Here is a 17,456-nt window from a genome sequence, read left to right on the forward strand (position 1 = left end):
CGGGCGGCGGTGACGAACTTCAAGTCATGCTCTGCGTCGAGAACGAACCGGGCCCAGCCAATGAGCTGGGCCCGAGTGCCTCACAGCAGCGGCGGCAGGGGGCGGCCGTTGACGGTCGGCCGTCCGTTTTCGATAAGGATATTCAGGCGTTCGGTGGTCATCGGCAGGCCCAGCTGCATCACCGCCATCGGCGGCACACCCTGCCAGTCAAACTGGCCATTGAGTCGCCGCACCCAGCGCAGGCGCTGCTTGGTCTGGCCGAGATCCTCGAGCGACAGGTTCTCGGCGCCTTCGCCATCGAAGGTCAGCTCACCACTCAGCTCGGTGTCCATGGAGAGCATGTCGCTCTGCACGGCGAGATGATCGAGCGTCAGTGTTGGCGAATCAACGAACAGCGCCAGCAGCTGGGGCTCAAGGCGTTCAAGCAGAGCGGAGAATTCGGCATCGCTGAGCTCTTCGATAGGCGTGCCGCGGGCTGTCTCATCATCGATGGCCGCTTCGAGGGTGCGGACCGCTTCAGCGTTAATATGCGACAGCGAGAAAGCAAGCTCACCGGAGAGAAGGGGTTCATCGTCGACCCGCGCTTCGCCGAGTTTTAGGGTGCCGTCCAGCTGCAACTCCTCTGCACCGAGACTCAGGTCGCCCTGATAACTCAGGTCGGCGAGTTCGACCGTGGGGTTGTAATCACGAGCCATCATCAGGCTATCCAGTGCGAAACTCGCCTGCTGATCACGTTCCTGGCCCGTTTCGTCCTGCTGGTAGCGAGAAGACAGCGTCAGGCGTCCCACCTTGAGATCCCCCTCCTCTCCACGAAGCTCCCAGGGCGAAATCTCACCGGCCAGACGCACGTCGTCGGGTTGCCCCTCGAGGGTCAGGAAGCCGCCTTCGCTGATCAGCCGGCTATCGGTGACCTGGCTATCGATAGCGGCGAGATCGAGCCGCCCGGTGAAGTTGCCGCTCAGGGTCTCGATCTCGGCATGCCAGCGCGGGGGCGCCGCTTCGAGCTTGTCGGCGAACAACGCCTGGTCGCTCATGGCAAGCTCCAGCTCTCCCGAAAGCCGCGTGCTGGAAAGCCCGTGGCGGGCACTGTAGGGAAGACTCAGGTTCCAGCCCTCGTCGAGCTTGGGCGTGATGACGATCTCACCGCTGGAGGTAAACCAGCCCTGCTTGATGTTCTGGCGCTCGATCGTGACATCATCGCTTTCCTCGAGGGACTTCAGGCCCCGCGTCAGCTCGTCGTCGAATCGTTCGCTCGAGTAGACCTGAGCGGCGACATAGCCGCCCCCCACTAGTACAACCGCGGTCACGGCCAACAGTCCCTTGCGCATCGTGCTCACTCACTGGCAATGATCATCGCTTGGCGATGATGAATGAATTTTTATCAAACGCTATATTGGCAAGCCGCCCTGGTCACCCACCGGTACGGGTCTAGTGCAACCACAGCCAAAGGTGGATGGTGCTCCAGGCATAGATGCCGGCCAGCACGTCATCGATCATGATGCCGAAGCCACCGGCCACTCGCCGGTCGGCCCAGCGGATTGGCCAAGGCTTGTAGATATCGAAGACCCGAAAGATGGCGAAGCCCCATAGCGCCGCTTCCCAGGAAAACGGCACCGCCGCCATGGTGATCCAGTAGCCGACGAACTCGTCCCAGACGATACCGGAATGGTCGTGGACGCCGAGATCCCGCGAGGTGCGATCGCACAGCCAGATCCCCAGGAAATAGGCCACCACCACGACGCCCAGGTACCAGGACAGCGGCAGATCCGTCATCAACCAATAGAAAGGGATCGCCGCCAGGGTCCCGAAGGTGCCAGGGGCGAAGGGGACGACGCCGCTACCCAGACCAAAAGCCAGGAAATGGCTGGGGCGTCGCCAGACGCTGCCCGGTGCACGATTCATGGCGTTGCTCCTGAAAAGTGTTGCCAGCCCCCTGGGCCGTTCGCTTCCACACCGTGAATGCCGGGTGTAATAGTGAAGCGTCCGATGACCGTCAGCGGCACCCCAAGAGTGCCGAGCGCCTGGCGAGCCGATTCAAGGGCCTCCGCCGGCAGGCCGACCAGCAACTCATAGTCGTCACCTCCGGTAAGCGCTGCCTGGCGGGCGCCCTCTCCCAGCCGCTCGACCAGGCCCTCGGCCAGCGGCAGCGCCTCAAGATCCAACTCCACGCCAAGCGCCGAGGCATCGCAGAGATGCTGAAGGTCGGCGAGCAGACCATCGGAGACGTCGATTGCCGCACTGGCCAAGCCACGCAGCGCTTGCCCGGCAGCCAGCCGCGGCTCGGGTAGCAGGTAGGCGGCCAGCAGCGGATCATCCAGCGAGCGCTCGCCTGACTGCCAGGCGGCCAGACCGCCGGCCCCGCCACCCAGCGAGCCGGTGACGGCGAGCAGGTCACCTTCACCGGCACCATCGCGGGTCAGGGCCTCGCCGGGCGGAACCTCACCCTGCACGGTGACGCTAACCGAAAGCGGGCCGCGGGTCACATCACCACCGACCAGATCGACCCCGGCGCGGGCGCAAAGGGCATCGAAGCCCTGAGCGAAAGGCTCGAGCCAGGCATCGTCGGCATGGTCGAGGGTCAGCGCCATCAGGCACCAGCGGGGGGCGGCGCCCATGGCCGCCAGATCGCTCAGGCTGACCGCCAGCGCCCGATGGCCGATGGCCGCGGCGGGCGCTGCGTGGGGAAAGTGGACGTCGGCCACCGACGTATCGACGCTGACCGCCAGCTGGTGGCCGGGGGTAGGCGTCAGCAGGGTGCAATCATCGCCTACGCCCAGCACCACGCCGGCGCTGCGCGCAGGCCGCGTGAAGTGGCGGGCGATCATGTCGAACTCGCTCGGCGAGGCACCCATGGACTGGCCTGGCGTCGGCTTTTGCATCGCGAGTGACATTTCAGCGGCGGGCGCTGACCTCGGCATAGCGCAGACGCGCCGCGAGCTTGTCGAGCAGACCATTGATGTACTTGTGACCATCAGTGGCACCGAAGGACTTGGCGAGCTCCACACCCTCATTGATCACGGCCCGATACGGGACCTCGAGGCGCCGGGACAGCTCGTAGGTACCCAGGCGCAGGATCGCCAGTTCGATGCTGTCGAGATCTTCGAGGCGACGGTCGAGCAGCGGGGTCAGCGACGCATCCAGATCCGCCTGGAAGCGCACCACGTTGTGGACCAGCTCATGGAACAGCGCCAGGTCGGCGATCTCCATGACCTTGTGCCAGTTTTCATGGTCCTCGAGATCTTCATCGGCGATCTGGCTGCGGAACTCAGCCTCAATGGTGCTGACCGGCTTGCCGGTCATCTGCCAAGTGTAGATGGCCTGCACCGCCAGCTCGCGAGCCGCATGGCGGGAGATCTGGCTCTTCGACGGCGCCCGACGCTCGTTATCCGAGGAACGGCTCATTCTTCACCTCCGAAATGCTTGAGCAGCGAGACCATTTCCATGGCGGCCATGGCGGCCTCGGCGCCCTTGTTGCCGGCCTTGGTACCGGCTCGCTCGATGGCCTGCTCAATGGAGTTGACGGTCAGCACGCCATTGGCGATCGGGGTATCGAACTGCAGCTGCAAGGAGCCAAGAGCGGTGTTGCAGCTGCCGGCGACATGCTCGAAGTGCGGCGTGCCGCCGCGAATCACCGCGCCGAGAGCGATCACCGCATCCGGACTCGCCACCTGGAGGGCACGCTTGACCGCCAGCGGCAGCTCCCAGGCGCCCGGCACATGGACGATGTCGATATGTTCGGCGTCCACGCCATGGCGAACCAGGCTGTCCACGGCACCTTCGACCAGGCTGTCGACCACATGGTGGTTGAACCGGCCGACCACGATCACGTAGCGGCCATCGACGTCGGTGAAGTTACCTTCGACTTGGGAGATCGGTTGCATGCTTGTCTTCCTGCTTGAATCTTCTACGCGCCCGGGAGGGCGCTTCTCGGGTGTTGCGTTCGTCGCCGGGGCGTCCGCTCGCCTCGAGCGGACGCCCCGGATATTACGATATCAAGGGCTCAGGGGCTCAACCGCTCGACCACTTCCAGATCGAAGCCGGAAAGGGCCGAGAACTTCCAGGGCGAGCTCAAAAGGCGCATCTTGCCGACGCCCAGATGACGCAGGATCTGTGAGCCGGTGCCGATGGTCAGATAATTGCCGGCGCCATCGGAGTCGCTCGAGCGCGGTGCGCGCTTGCGCTCGAGCAGCACATCGAGCTGATCCTTGAGGTCAGAAGCCTGGCGGGCATCGTCAAGCAGCACGAAGACACCGCTCTCGGCGTCGGCGATCTCGGCCAGCGCCTGCTGGGCGGTCCAGCTCTGGCTGCCCGGACGGGTAAGCGTCAGGATGTCGCGCAGGGTGTCGGCCAGGTGCACGCGCACCGTGGTTGGTTCCTCGGCGCGGGGCGTACCCTTGACCAGCGCCATATGATGGGCGCCCTGAATGCTGTCGCGGAAGACGTGCAGAGTGAGCTCACCGAAGGCGGTCTCCACGGGCGTCGCCTCGAGGTGATCCACGGTCTGCTCGGTGTGAATGCGATAGTGGATCAGATCGGCAATGGTACCCATCTTCAGGCCGTGCTCGGCGGCGAAGCGCTCGAGCTCCGGACGACGCGCCATGCTGCCGTCGTCGTTCATCACTTCGCAGATCACGCCACTGGGATCGAGCCCGGCCATCGCCGCGAGGTCACAGGCCGCTTCGGTGTGGCCGGCGCGGCGCAGCACGCCACCTGGCTCGGCCATCAGCGGAAAAATATGGCCCGGCTGGACGATATCGGATGCCTTGGCATCCCGAGCCGAGGCCGCGCGCACGGTGCGGGCGCGATCGGCGGCAGAGATCCCGGTGGACACGCCCTCGGCGGCCTCGATGGACAGCGTGAACTTGGTGCCAAAGCCGGAGCCGTTGTCGTGCACCATCAGCGGCAGCTGCAGGCGCTCGCAGCGCTCGCGGGTCATCGGCAAACAGATCAGGCCGCGGGCGTGGCGAGCCATGAAGTTGATGTGCTCGGCCTCGACCTTCTCGGCGGCCATGATGATGTCGCCTTCGTTCTCGCGATCCTCATCGTCCATGAGGATCACCATCTTGCCCTGACGGATGTCCTCGATCAGGTCCTCGATACGCGCCAGATCGCTGGCCGACTCGCTCTGGTCGTCCGCGGTCTGAGCAGACAGGTCCTTGGTCAGGTCATTGGAAAGCGCCATGGGATCTCCGAATTACTGTGCGTGCTGGCGTCAACGGTAGGCGCCGCATACCGGGGCGCCGCTAATAGAAAGCTGGCGCCGACGGGCTGCCGATGAATGATGCCGGCAGCAGATCGGCGCTCAGGGTACCTTGGCAAGCCGCGCGGCGCCAGCATTGGGCCGCAGCCCGGCGCTACTCTCAAGCCCACCCTCAGGATGACTGGCGCTGGGGGCGAGCGATGATCCGCCAGTCGCGTCCCACGGCACGCATGTCGAGTATATCCAGCGGCCGCTGCTGCGCCATGCGCTCGAGCCCGGGCAGTGCCACCAACGGGCGTGCCTCGCCGCCAAGCAGGGTCGGCGCAACGAACAGCTGCATCTCGTCGACAAGCTCGGCATCAAGCATGCCGCCGGCCAGCGTCGCCCCAGTCTCGAGCAGCACCTCGTTGGCCTGCTCCTCGCGGGCCAGATACTCGAGCAGCGCGACCAGGTCCACTCGGCCATCGACGCCTGACGGCAAGCACAACACCTCGGCGCCGGCCGCCTCGAGTCTTGTCCGGCGCTCGCCGTCCCGGGAACAGGTGGCGACCAGCGTGCGCCCCGGTTCGCTCAGACAGGCCGCCGCCAGCGGCAGGCGCAGGGTGGTGTCGACGATGACCCGCAGCGGCTGGCGGCGGGCGATCGCCTCGCCGTCCTCGAGGTCGAGCTGGGAGGCGCGCACCGTCAGGCGTGAATTGTCGAAGATGATCGAGTCGACGCCGCTGATCACCGCACTGGAACGAGCGCGCAGACGCTGCACCTCGGTGCGTGCGCGAGGCCCGGTAATCCATTGTGATTCCCCGGAGCGCATCGCGGTGCGCCCATCGAGGCTCATCGCCATCTTCATGCGCACGAAGGGTCGCCCGCGGGTCATGCGCGACACAAAGCCCGGGTTCAGCGCCCTCGCCTCGTCCTCGAGTAGCCCGCACTCCACCTCGATACCGGCCTCGCGCAGCATGGCGAAGCCCTGCCCCGCCACCGCCGCATGAGGGTCCTGCATGGCGGCCACCACCTTATTGACGCCGGCCTCGATCAGCGCCTGGGCGCAGGGCCCGGTGCGGCCGTGATGAGCGCAGGGTTCCAGAGTCACATAGGCAGTGGCGCCCCGCGCGGCGTCGCCGGCGTCAGACAGGGCATGGATCTCGGCATGGGGCTCGCCGGCGCGGACATGATAGCCGTCGCCGACGATCTGGCGGCGTTTGACCAGCACGCAGCCGACCCTAGGATTCGGGTCGGTGGTATAGAGGCCGCGGCGTGCCAGGGTCAGGGCACGGGCCATGAAGGCTTCCGGGGTCGCAGTGGCCATGAGCATCCTATGCAATTGAGCAGGCAAGAGAAGTGTGCGGCGTCAGTGATCGTCCTGAGGCGAGAAGCTCGGCTCCTGGGCCAGGCGGTCGATTTCTGCACGAAACTCGTCGATATCCTGGAAGCGGCGATAGACCGAGGCGAAGCGGATATAGGCGATCTGATCCAGACGCTTCAAGGCATCCATCACTTCCTGGCCGACCTCAATGGCCTTGATCTCACGCTCGCCCCGTGCCCGCAGGCGCTGGCGAATCCGCTCGACGGCGGCCTCGATCGATTCGGCGCTCACCGGGCGCTTCTCCAGCGCCCGAAGCATGCCGGCGCGCAGCTTGGCCTCATCGAAACTTTCCCGCGAACCGTCCGCCTTGACGACCCGCGGCATGACCAGCTCAGCGGTCTCATAGGTCGTGAATCGTTCACCGCAGGCGGCGCACTGACGTCGACGACGAACCTGGTCGCCCTCGACGACCAGGCGCGAATCGGTGACCTTGGTGTCATGGGTACCGCAGAAAGGACAATGCATCGGCTGGATTCCGGCCTGTTCGACACAACAACTATTGCTCTATTGTAACGATTTGGCCGCATGGCGCCCAGTCACTCTTCACGATTGGCACGAGCCCTGCATGATGCCAAGGATATGCCCCGCCGCCGGCCAGGTGCGCGTTTCGGCCCCTCGAGGAATTGACCATGAGCTCATCCCTGCCCCCCACGCCCCCACGCCAGTTGGACGAAGCCGGCTTCGTCAACGCCGCTCGCGCACGACTGGAGGAAGTCTACGGCCCCCGCAGCGAGGCGATCATGCGCCGCCTGGTCACCCTGATTTCGCACCAGCGTGGTGCCATCGATGCCACGCCGCGTCCATTGTGGAGCGAGCGTGACCAGTGGCTGATCACCTACGGCGACAGCCTGCTTGACGGTGATCGCGCGCCGCTGGAGGTGCTGAAGGGATTTCTCGATGAGCGCATGGAAGACACCTTCAGCGGGGTGCATGTGCTGCCCTTCTTTCCGTGGAGCAGCGACGATGGTTTCTCGGTCGTGCACTACCGGGAGGTCAACCCGGAGCTCGGCGACTGGCCGGATATCCGCTCGCTGGCCGAGCGCCGGGACCTGATGGTCGACCTGGTGATCAACCATGTATCTCGGGACTCGCTGTGGTTCGTCGACTACCTGGCCGACAGCCAGCCCGGGCGCGACTACTTCATCGAAATGGACCCGGCGACCGACCTGTCTCAGGTCACGCGGCCGCGCAACTCGCCGCTGCTGGTGCCGGTCAGCACCCGCCGCGGCACCCGCCACCTGTGGGCCACCTTCTCGGAAGACCAGATCGATCTCAACTTCGACAACCCGGACGTACTGATCGAGTTCGTCGGCATCCTGCTCTTCTACCTGCAGCAGGGAGCCCGCACCATTCGCCTGGATGCCATCGCCTATCTGTGGAAGGAAGTCGGCACCTCCTGCATTCACCTGCCCCAGACCCACGCCATCGTGCGACTGCTGCGGGCAGTCGTCGATTACGTGGCGCCGGGCACGCGGCTGATCACCGAGACCAATGTGCCGCACCGCGAGAACATGAGCTACCTGGGGCTCGAGCGGGCAACCATGGAAGGCATGTCACCGGACGAGGCGCACCTGATCTATCAGTTCACCCTGCCACCGCTGCTGGTGCATACCCTGACCAGCGGCGATGCCACGGCGCTAACCCAGTGGGCCAGCAGCCTGCCGTCGCTACCGCCGGGCTGCAGTTACTTCAACTTCACGGCCAGCCACGACGGCATCGGCGTGCGCGCCCTGGAAGGGCTGCTCCCGCAGCATGAGGTCGACGTGATGCTGGATCTCATGCACCGCTTCGGCGGCTTCGTCAGCATGAAGACCAACCCGGACGGCCAGGACTCCCCCTACGAAATCAACATCGCCTACTTCGACGCCATGAAGGGCACCCGACGCGGCGCCGATGCCTGGCAGGTCGAACGCTTCCTGCTGAGCCAGAACCTGCTGCTAGCCCTGCAGGGCATCCCCGGTATCTACCTGCACTCGTTGACCGCGACACTCAATGACAACGAGGGCGTGGAGCGCAAGGGCCAGCTGCGGGCCATCAACCGCCGCCGTTGGCAGCTTTCCGAGCTCAACGAACTGATCGACAGCCGTAGCACCCCGACCCGCGAGGCCTTCGGCTCGCTCAAGGAGCGCCTCAAGCTGCGCGCCGCGGAACCCTGCTTCCACCCCGAGGCGCCTCAGCGGGTTCTCGATACGCCGCCGGGGCTCTTCGCCATCGAGCGCGGCCCACTGCCGGATGGCCGCCGGCTGCTGGCGATCTACAACATCAGCGACCAGCGCCAGCCGCTCAGCATGCCTGAGCTGGATCAGGGCCAATGGCTCGACGTGCTCGCCGACGGCGCGGTCTGGGCACCGGAAGAGCGCGAGATACTGCGCCCTTACCGCAGTCTGTGGCTGGTGCAGCCGGGCCATAACTGAGCCCCAAGCAGACTGAACCAAGGGAACTAGGCCAAAAGAACTAAGCCAAAAGAACTAGGCAAAGCGGACTGAGCCACGCCTGAAGGGCGGTGCCAGTCCGAACAGCGCCAATCTGACCCTAACTGAGGCGCAATAAGCCTGGCTCAGCCAAATTAAGCCAAATTAAGGCGAGGCTGGACTAAACTAGGCCGAAAGCACGTAGCGCTTATCAATCACCCCAGGCGCCGGGCAAGCCACCAGCCGGCTACCATCGTGGCTAGCATGGCCGCAAGCGGTAGGCTCAGGCCCGAAAGCGATGCGAAAGCCGGCCCCGGGCAGTAGCCGGAGAGCCCCCAGCCGATGCCGAACAGCGCCGCACCGCCCAGCAGCTTGGTATCCAGGTCGCGGCGCGTCGGAAGCTGGAAGGCGCCCGTGAAGAGTGGCGCGGGACGGCGCAGCACCCACCGGTAACCGATGAAGGTGGTCACCACCGCCCCGCCGAGTACGAACATCAGCGTCGGGTCCCAGCCGCCGGCCAGATCGAGAAAACCGATCACCCGAGCAGGGTCCGTCATACCGCCAAGCGCCAGCCCCAGGCCGAACAACAGGCCGGCGAGATAGCCCGCGACGGGCTTGAGCATCGCTGTCTTCATGCCCCACCTCCCAGCAGATGCCGCACCACATAGACAGTGACGATACCGGTGACCAGAAACGTCAGGGTCGCCGCCATCGAGCGCGGCGAGAGCCGCGACAGGCCGCAAACGCCATGGCCGCTGGTGCAGCCGCTACCGATACCGGTACCAAACCCCACCAGCAGTCCGGCGATCAGCATCAGCCCCACCCCGCCGGCGGGTGCGCCGATCACGGCTCCCGGCTCGCCGGCGACGTTGCCCTGTCCGCCGAGCGCCATCAAGATCAGCGGCCCGCTGACCAGCCCCAGCAGAAAGGTCAGGCGCCAGGCGGTATCTCCCTTGGGCCGTTCCAGTACCAGCGCCGAGAGAATGCCGCTGATCCCGGCGATGCGGCCAAGGGTGGCCATCAACCACACCGCCGAGAGGCCGATCAATACGCCACCGGCCAGGCCATACAGACTCGAAGTCCAATCCAACATCGTCTCCTCCGTGGTTTCCGTCATAGGTTGCCGTAACTGATTTCCCTGGGTCATTGCGCTACTTCGGTGCTTTAAGCAGCTGTACTACTGCTTTGCTCCAAGCGGCTGCGCCAGGTGATTGCCCTAACGCGTGGCCTAGCGAGGGTCAATCACCAGCTCGACTCAGGGCCCCGGCTTGCAGGTACGGATGCCCAGCATCGAATAGAGCGGGCAACTGCCCAACAACCCGGTCACCACCGGCACCACACCGATCCAACCCCAGACGCCGATGGTGCCGGTGACGGCCAGGCCGATCAGGATGGCGCCGATCACGATGCGAGCGATCTTGTCGATACTGCCTATGTTCTTCTTCATGGTCCCACTCCTTGCTTGAGGGACGCGTCGGGCGTCTCGCCCGGTGCGTGTAAAACCCCGGCGGCGTCGCCGTGAAGCACGTGCCAGGCATCGAAGGTGCTCAGGAACACACGTCCTGTCAGCGCCTTGATCAAATGCGTGCCCTTGAGATGATCCATTACCGGGCCCTTGACCTCGGCCAGATGCAGGCAGACGCCTGAGTCCTTCAACCGGCCATTGATGGCCTCCAGGCTATCCAGGGCGGAAGCGTCGATCACGTTGACCGCCTGACAGGCCAGCACGATGTGTTTGAGATCGGGCTGGCGGCTGGCCAGCGCCATCACGGTGTCTTCCAGGTAGCGGGCATTGGCGAAGTAGAGGCTCTCGTCGACGCGCAGTATCGCCAAGTGCTCGTCAGTCTCGACTTCGTGGCGCTTGACGTTGCGAAAGTGCTCACTGCCCGGCACCCGGCCCACCACGGCACTGTGCGGCCGGCTGGTGCGATACAGATGCAACCCCAGCGACAGCGCGACGCCGACCAGAATGCCGCTCTCCACCCCTTGCAGCAGGGTCAGCACCAGGGTCGCCAGCATGGCCACGCCGTCGGCCCGGGAATACGCCCAGGTGCGCTTGATGGCCGGCAGGTCGATCAGGGTACCCACGGCGACGATGATGGTGGCGGCCAGCGTCGCCTTGGGCAGGAACGCCAGTGGGGTGGTCAGGGTCAGCGTCGCCAGGGCGATGCCAAGCGCGGTGAAGGCACCGGCGAGTGGCGTAGCGGCGCCGGCTTCGAAGTTGACCACCGAACGGGAGAAACCGCCAGATACCGGCGATCCGCCGCTGGCACCCGCGCCGAGGTTGGCAAGCCCCAGCGCGATCAGCTCTTGGTTGGGATCAATGCGCTGGCGGCGTTTGGCGGCCAACGTCTGGGCCACCGAGACCGATTCCACGAACCCCACCAGGCTGATCAGCACCGCCGCAGGAGCAAGGCTCGTCCACAGTCCCGAATCGAGGCTCGGCAAGGCCAGGTTGGGCAGCCCGCTTGGCACCTCGCCGACCAAGGCCACGCCTCGGGCGCCGAGCCCCAGGGACCAGGCCAGCAGCGTGGTCACGATCACCGCCGAGACCGGCGCCGCCTTGGCGACCAGATCGGCCGCTGTGGCCGACAGCCCCAGGCGGTGCAGGATGCCCTTGAGCCGGCGCCGACACCACAGCAGAAAGCCCCAAACGCCGAGGCCGATCGCCAGCGTGATGAGGCTGACCTGGCCAAGCGAAGCGACCAGCGACGTGACCATCTCCACCAGGTTGTCGCCAGCGGCCTTCACGCCCAGCAGATGACGCAGCTGACTCGCCGCGATCAGGATGCCTGAGGCAGTGACGAACCCCGAGATCACCGGATGGCTCAGAAAATTGGCCAGAAACCCCAGCCGCAGCAGCCCCATGGCCACCAGCAACAGCCCCGATAGCGCGGCCAGCACCAGCGCCGCCCCCACATACTCGGCACTGCCCGGCGCGGCGATGCCCGACAGCGCCGCGGCGGTCATCAGCGATGCCACCGCCACTGGCCCCACTGCCAGGGTGGCGCTAGTGCCGAAGACGGCATAGAAGACCAGCGGCAACATGCTGGCGTAGAGCCCCACTTCCGGCGGCAGGCCCGCCAGCAGGGCATAGGCCAGCGCCTGAGGCACCAGCATCAGGGTCACGATCACCGCTGCCAGCAAATCGCGGGCCAGAGTGTCCCGGCGGTAGCCGTGCAACCAGCCGATCAGGGGAATCCAGCGTGAAGGGGTCATGAGCGTCTCATTACCTGGGGCATCCTGCTCAATCACGGCGAGCGGGACGCACCAGCCATTCGCGTCCCTTGAGCATGCCGTTCCAGTAGATCCAGGGCAGCAGGCTGGCCTTGAGCCACCAGGCCAGTCGCGTGGGGCGCGTGCCGTCGTTGAGCCAACGCGGAAACGTCGGCTGAAGCACGCCGTCATAGCCAAATTCGGCCAGCACGATGCGTCCGCGCTCCACGGTCAAGGGACAGGAGCCATAGCCCAGATAAGCTGCCGCCAGCGGGGTATCGTCCAGCGAGGCCAACAGGTTCTCGGCCACCACCGGGGTCTGCTTGCGCACGGCGGCAGCGGTCTTGGCATTGGCGGTGCCGCTGGCATCACCCAGGCCAAAGATGTCGGCGTATGCCCTGTGCTGAAGCGTGGCCGGATCCAAGTCGAGCCAGCCGGCCTCGTTCGACAGCTGCGACTGGGCGATAAAGGCCGGGGCCTTCTGGGGCGGCACGACGTGTAGCATGTCAAAGCCCCGCTCCTCTTCGCGTTCACCGTCCTTATCGCTCACCGCAAAGCGGGCGGTACGCGACGGACCGTCTACCGCAATCAACCGATGACTGAAGGCCGTCTCGATTCCATATAAAGTGATATAGCGCTGCAACGCTGGCACGTAGTCGGACACGCCAAACAGCACGCCGCCAGCGTTACAGAAGCTCACGTCTATATCTTTCAGACGCTGCTCGCGGCGCCAGTGGTCGCAGGCCAGGTACATCGCCTTCTGCGGCGCGCCGGCGCACTTGATGGGCATCGGTGGCTGCGTGAACAGTGCCTTGCCTTTTTCAAGCGACTGCACCAGCGACCAAGTGTAAGGCGCCAAATCATAGCGATAATTGGAGGTGACGCCATTCTGACCCAGCGCTTCCTCGAGCCCCTCGATGGCGGACCAATCACAGACCAGTCCCGGCGCCACTACCAGCCGCTCGTAAGCTACCGACTCGCCGCTCTCCAGGCGGACCAGGCGGGCCTCTGCGTCAATATTCTCGGCCCGACTGGCGTGCCAGGTCACAGCGTCGGGCATCACCTCACGCATCGGGCGACGCGTCACTTCCGGCGTAAAGACACCGCCGCCGACCATGGTCCAGCCCGGCTGGTAATAGTGCTCTTCGGCGGGCTCGATGATGGCGACATCCAGACTCGACCGGCGCTTGAGCAGACTCGCGGCCACCGAGATGCCGGCGGCGCCACCGCCGATGATCAGCACCGTATGGCGGCGAACCTGGCCGGAGGGGGAAGCCTCAGAAGAGTGATCGGTCATTGCATACTCCAGAACAGCGATTTATGAAGGCAGCGCCTGGCTGCGGGGCCAATCGCCTCACAACAGGTTGATCGGCACCTTGAGGTAAACCTGGCCATTCTCATCGGCCGGTGGCATTTCGCCCGCGCGCATATTGACCTGAACAGAGGGCAATATCAGGCGTGGCATGCCCAGGGTGGCGTCACGCTCGGTGCGCAGCTTGACGAAGTCCTCCTCGCTCACGCCCTCATGAACATGAATATTGTCGGCGCGCTGCTCGGCCACCGAGGTCTCGTGGTGATAGCTGTCGCGATCCGGGCTCTTGTAGTCGTGACAAAGGAAAAGCCGCGTCTCACCGGGCAGGGCCAGCACCTTCTGAATCGAACGGAAGAGCGTGGCGGCATCGCCACCGGGAAAATCGCAGCGGGCAGTGCCGTAATCGGGCATGAACAGGGTGTCGCCGACGAAGGCGGCATCGCCGATCACATAGGTCAGGCAGGCCGGGGTATGCCCCGGGGTGTGCAGCACTCGGCCCTCGAGGCCGCCGATGGCAAAGGTATCGCCCTCTTCGAACAGGCAGTCGAACTGGCTCCCATCCCGGGCGAACTCGGTCCCGGCATTGAAGGCCTTGCCGAAGATCTCCTGCACCTCGGTGATGCGGGCACCGATGCCGGTCTGGCCGCCGAGCTTCTGGTGCAGATAAGGCGCCGCCGACAGGTGATCGGCGTGTACATGGGTCTCCAGAATCCAGGCGACCTCTAGCTCGTGCTCACGGATGAAGGCGATGATCGCATCGGCACTCTTCACGTCGGTGTGCCCGGCGGGGTAATCGAAATCCAGCACCGAGTCGAGAATCGCACAGGCCCGACTCGCCGGGTCCTGAACCACGTAGCTAAAGGTATTGGTGGGTTCGTCAAAGAAAGACGTGACGATCGGGCTTTTCATCGCGGATACCTCTGCAACCAAAAAACACGGGGAAACCGAAAGCGCGTGGTTAGCGCAACTGGCCTCAGCATAACGCAAATAACGTTCTAACGTTATACCATTTAAATATATTTAAAGGAGGCTACCCCGAGCTGGGGCTAACGGCAAAGCGGTGGGCTTTCTACCAGCATAGGCGTCAGCGGCGACATCACCGGGCAATAGCAGGCGCCGCTTGACCTACGTCAAGCGGCGTAAGGCACAGGTGGCATGCGCGCGCCGCGCTAAAGCTCAATGCGCTGCTGGTAGGCGGGAATCTCGGCATCGATGCCGGTGGTAGCAAGGATCTGCTGCAAGGCCAGCTGAGCCGTGGGCTCGCCGTGCACCAGATAAAACCGTGGACGATCACGAAAGGCGCTGGCCCAGGCGACCAGCTCGGTCTGGCCGGCGTGTGCTGAAAAGCCGCCAATGGTGTGGATGTGCGCCTTCACCTTCAGGTCCTTTCCCAACACCTTGAGGTGGTTAGCGCCATCAACCAGTCGCCGACCATTGGTCCCCGCGGCCTGAAAGCCGACGATAACGACCCGGGTACTGGAATGTTCAAGGTTGTAGCGAAAGTGATGCAGGATGCGGCCACCGTTGCACATCCCGGCGCCGGCGATAATGATCGCCCCGCCCCGAATCCGGTTGATAGCCATGGACTCCTCGACGCTGCGGGTCAGTCGCAGCCCGGGCAAATATTGTTCGGGGTCGCCATGGGCCGCCACGTTGAGCGCATGCAGGTCCTCGGGATCGAGGGTCGAGCGGCGACGCTCGTAGAGTTCGGTCACCCGGATCGCCATTGGGCTATCCAGAAAGATGCGCTGCTGGCGCAGCCGGCCCTGGTGATAGAGCATGCTGAGGTGATAGAGAATTTCCTGGGTGCGACCGATGGCGAAAGCAGGAATCAGCACATTGCCGCCATCTTCGAAGGCCGCCGCGAGCACCTCGGCAAACTCCTCGATGGTCTCCTTGAGCGGACGATGATTACGGTCGCCATAGGTGCTTTCCATCAACACCAGGTCGGCGTCACGCTGGATTTCGGGGTCCTTCATCAGCGCCGATTCGGGATTGCCGAGGTCTCCGGAGAACACCAGGCGCCGGGTGCGCCCGCCTGATGGAATCGCCAGTTCAACGATCGCCGAACCGAGGATATGGCCGGCATCGTGATACACGAGAACGACGCCGCCGGCGAGGGTCACCGGCTGGCCGAAATGCTGGGTCTGGCAGAGATCGAGCGTCCTCTCGACGTCGTCGATGTCGAAGAGCGGCTCAAGGAGTGGTTTGCCGGCCCGATGCCGCCAGCGGTTCTCCCACTCGATATCCTTGGCCATGATGAAAGCGGAGTCGGCCAGCGTGATCTCAAGTAGCGCCTTGGTGCCGGGCGTGCAGTGGATGGGGCCTCGATAGCCCTCTCTCACCAGCTTGGGCAGCAGCCCGCAGTGATCCAGGTGGCCGTGGGAGATCACGACTTCGTCGAGGGTCTTGGCCAGGCTACCGAAGGGGGCTGAATTGACCCGCTCCGCCTCTTCTGCCCCCTGATGCATGCCACATTCGAGTAGCAGCCGCCGAGAGGCGCTGCTCTCGCCCGGCTCGACAACATCATCATCTCCATCGACTTCAATCAGATAGCGCGAACCGGTCACCTCGCCGACCGCACCCAGAAACGTCAGTGTCGACATCGGGCCTACCTCCGACTGCTGGGGTCACGCGTTCAGCATAGTCGCAGGATGTCACCAGGCCAGATTCGTAAGGACAGGAGCGCGACTACACCTTGCCCTGATTGTCGAGCTCCACCGCCGCATGCATGCGCTCGAGCAGATCGGGAATCGCCGCCTGCACCCGGTTCCAGCTGGGGATGAACGGCTTGTCGCGGGGATTGTCGAGGAAGGCCGCCCCCGCCTCCATGATGTTGGAGGCAAACAGTTCCACCGCCTGTTCCTCGCTGTGCCGGTCGAGTTTCAGGCCATTCATGGCGGCATCGTTGTCGTAGGCCTCGATCAGGTCCAGCGCGATGCGATAGTAGGTCGCCTTGATGGTGCGGAAGGTCTCGGCATGAATCTCCACTCCCAGGGTCGCCAGCTTGCGATACAGCGCCTTGGCGATATCCAGGCTCATGCGGTTGAGTCCGGTGGTGGCATCCTCTGCAGAGACCGTCTGATGCTTGTGGTCGTAGACATCGGCGATGTCGACCTGGCAAAGCTGCTTGGTGGAGTAGTTGCGATGCACCTCGGAGAGCACGCCGATCTCGAGCCCCCAATCGCTGGGAATACGAATGCCATCGAGCACATCGGTGCGCATCGAGAACTCCCCGGACAGCGGATAGCGATAGCTGTCGAGGTAGTCCAGATAGGGCAGCGGGCCGTAGATCTTTTTCAGCGCCCTGATCAAGGGCGTGACCATCAGCCGCGAGACCCGGCCATTGAGCTTGCCCTCGGCGATGCGCGAGTAGTAGCCCTTGCAGAATTCGTAGTTGAACTGCGGGTGCGCCACCGGATAGATCAACCGCGCCAGCAGGCCACGATCGTAGGTAACGATGTCACAGTCATGCAGGGCGACCGCTTCGGTGCGCCGCGAGGCCTGGACATAGCCACCGCAGAACCAGACGTTGCGCCCTTTGCCCGGCTCCTGGGGCGAGATGCCCTCCTCGGCCAGCTCGGCGTCCAGTGCCTTGAGCCGGGGGCCATCGTTCCACAGGATGCGGTGGTGCTGAGGCAAGCGCGAAAAGAATTCCCGCGCGTGCAGAAACTGCTCCCGATCGGCCCGATCAAGCCCGATCACGATCTCTGAGAGGTAGGGCACCTTGGCCAGCTCATCGACGATATGGGAAAGCGCCGGGCCCTCTAGCTCGGAGTACAAGGAAGGCAGAATCAGCCCCATCGGACGGCGCCGGGAAAAGCGCACCAGATCGGCCTCGATGTCCTCCACCGGGCGCCGCATCAGGTTATGGAAGTTGGTGATGATACCGTTCTGGTAAAAGTCGCTCATCCGGGGCTCTCCTGATCATCGTGCTTGTCACTGTTTCCAGTA

17 protein-coding genes are annotated in these 17,456 nt (G+C 64.4%); 1 reads left to right on the forward strand and 16 read right to left on the reverse strand.

The features are described from left to right. Window positions 1–80: 80 nt before the first annotated feature. The 8 genes from Q2K57_RS02100 to nrdR all read right to left on the reverse strand — a co-directional run bounded on the left by Q2K57_RS02100 (window position 81) and on the right by nrdR (window position 7,028). Window positions 81–1,328: a DUF945 family protein gene (locus Q2K57_RS02100; RefSeq protein WP_304526007.1), complete on the reverse strand. Its 1,248-nt coding sequence runs from the start codon at window positions 1,326–1,328 to the stop codon at window positions 81–83. Between the two features lie 100 nt (window positions 1,329–1,428). Continuing rightward, entirely contained in the window at window positions 1,429–1,902 is a 474-nt protein-coding gene (locus tag Q2K57_RS02105) for a phosphatidylglycerophosphatase A (RefSeq protein WP_112054714.1), read from the reverse strand. Then, the gene (thiL, locus tag Q2K57_RS02110) at window positions 1,899–2,852 is read right to left on the reverse strand and encodes a thiamine-phosphate kinase (RefSeq protein ID WP_112054715.1); all 954 of its coding nucleotides are present in this window, start codon (window positions 2,850–2,852) and stop codon (window positions 1,899–1,901) included. Before thiL ends, Q2K57_RS02105 begins: the two co-directional genes overlap by 4 nt. A 40-nt stretch (window positions 2,853–2,892) precedes the next feature. Next, complete coding sequence (gene nusB / locus Q2K57_RS02115) at window positions 2,893–3,402, reverse strand: transcription antitermination factor NusB (protein WP_112054716.1); 510 nt, start codon at window positions 3,400–3,402, stop codon at window positions 2,893–2,895. Next, window positions 3,399–3,881, reverse strand: coding sequence for a 6,7-dimethyl-8-ribityllumazine synthase (gene ribE, locus Q2K57_RS02120; protein WP_092522121.1), 483 nt, complete (start codon window positions 3,879–3,881; stop codon window positions 3,399–3,401). The genes nusB and ribE overlap by 4 nt, the downstream gene beginning before the upstream one ends. Window positions 3,882–4,000: 119 nt before the next feature. Continuing rightward, window positions 4,001–5,182 (reverse strand): bifunctional 3,4-dihydroxy-2-butanone-4-phosphate synthase/GTP cyclohydrolase II, encoded by a 1,182-nt coding sequence (gene ribBA / locus Q2K57_RS02125; protein ID WP_112054717.1) that lies wholly within the window; start codon window positions 5,180–5,182, stop codon window positions 4,001–4,003. A 190-nt stretch (window positions 5,183–5,372) separates the two neighbouring features. Then, window positions 5,373–6,506, reverse strand: a complete 1,134-nt coding sequence (gene ribD, locus Q2K57_RS02130) for a bifunctional diaminohydroxyphosphoribosylaminopyrimidine deaminase/5-amino-6-(5-phosphoribosylamino)uracil reductase RibD (RefSeq protein WP_112054718.1) — start codon at window positions 6,504–6,506, stop codon at window positions 5,373–5,375. A 42-nt stretch (window positions 6,507–6,548) separates the two neighbouring features. Continuing rightward, the gene (gene nrdR / locus Q2K57_RS02135) at window positions 6,549–7,028 is read right to left on the reverse strand and encodes a transcriptional regulator NrdR (RefSeq protein WP_092522115.1); all 480 of its coding nucleotides are present in this window, start codon (window positions 7,026–7,028) and stop codon (window positions 6,549–6,551) included. Window positions 7,029–7,192: 164 nt separating this feature from the next. Here nrdR and Q2K57_RS02140 point away from each other — a divergent pair, with 164 nt between their 5' ends. Next, entirely contained in the window at window positions 7,193–8,977 is a 1,785-nt protein-coding gene (locus Q2K57_RS02140; protein WP_112054719.1) for a sugar phosphorylase, read from the forward strand. Window positions 8,978–9,189: 212 nt separating this feature from the next. Here Q2K57_RS02140 and Q2K57_RS02145 read toward each other — a convergent pair whose 3' ends face one another. From Q2K57_RS02145 to Q2K57_RS02180, 8 genes are all read right to left on the reverse strand, one after another. Then, entirely contained in the window at window positions 9,190–9,609 is a 420-nt protein-coding gene (locus Q2K57_RS02145; protein WP_112054720.1) for a DUF6691 family protein, read from the reverse strand. Further along, window positions 9,606–10,064, reverse strand: coding sequence for a YeeE/YedE family protein (locus Q2K57_RS02150; protein WP_112054759.1), 459 nt, complete (start codon window positions 10,062–10,064; stop codon window positions 9,606–9,608). Before Q2K57_RS02150 ends, Q2K57_RS02145 begins: the two co-directional genes overlap by 4 nt. 165 nt (window positions 10,065–10,229) lie before the next feature. Then, window positions 10,230–10,421 (reverse strand): DUF2892 domain-containing protein, encoded by a 192-nt coding sequence (locus Q2K57_RS02155; RefSeq protein ID WP_112054721.1) that lies wholly within the window; start codon window positions 10,419–10,421, stop codon window positions 10,230–10,232. Next, window positions 10,418–12,193, reverse strand: coding sequence for a SulP family inorganic anion transporter (locus Q2K57_RS02160; RefSeq protein ID WP_112054722.1), 1,776 nt, complete (start codon window positions 12,191–12,193; stop codon window positions 10,418–10,420). The genes Q2K57_RS02155 and Q2K57_RS02160 overlap by 4 nt, the downstream gene beginning before the upstream one ends. A 28-nt stretch (window positions 12,194–12,221) precedes the next feature. Next, entirely contained in the window at window positions 12,222–13,487 is a 1,266-nt protein-coding gene (locus Q2K57_RS02165; RefSeq protein WP_304526008.1) for an FAD/NAD(P)-binding oxidoreductase, read from the reverse strand. A gap of 57 nt (window positions 13,488–13,544) precedes the next feature. Next, window positions 13,545–14,411, reverse strand: a complete 867-nt coding sequence (locus Q2K57_RS02170) for an MBL fold metallo-hydrolase (protein WP_304526009.1) — start codon at window positions 14,409–14,411, stop codon at window positions 13,545–13,547. A 260-nt stretch (window positions 14,412–14,671) separates the two neighbouring features. Further along, window positions 14,672–16,108, reverse strand: coding sequence for an MBL fold metallo-hydrolase RNA specificity domain-containing protein (locus Q2K57_RS02175; protein ID WP_304526010.1), 1,437 nt, complete (start codon window positions 16,106–16,108; stop codon window positions 14,672–14,674). Between the two features lie 85 nt (window positions 16,109–16,193). After that, entirely contained in the window at window positions 16,194–17,414 is a 1,221-nt protein-coding gene (locus tag Q2K57_RS02180; RefSeq protein ID WP_112054726.1) for a glycosyl transferase, read from the reverse strand. Between the last annotated feature and the right edge of the window lie 42 nt (window positions 17,415–17,456).

The organism is Halomonas sp. I5-271120 (assembly GCF_030553075.1).
Lineage (GTDB): Bacteria > Pseudomonadota > Gammaproteobacteria > Pseudomonadales > Halomonadaceae > Onishia > Onishia taeanensis_A.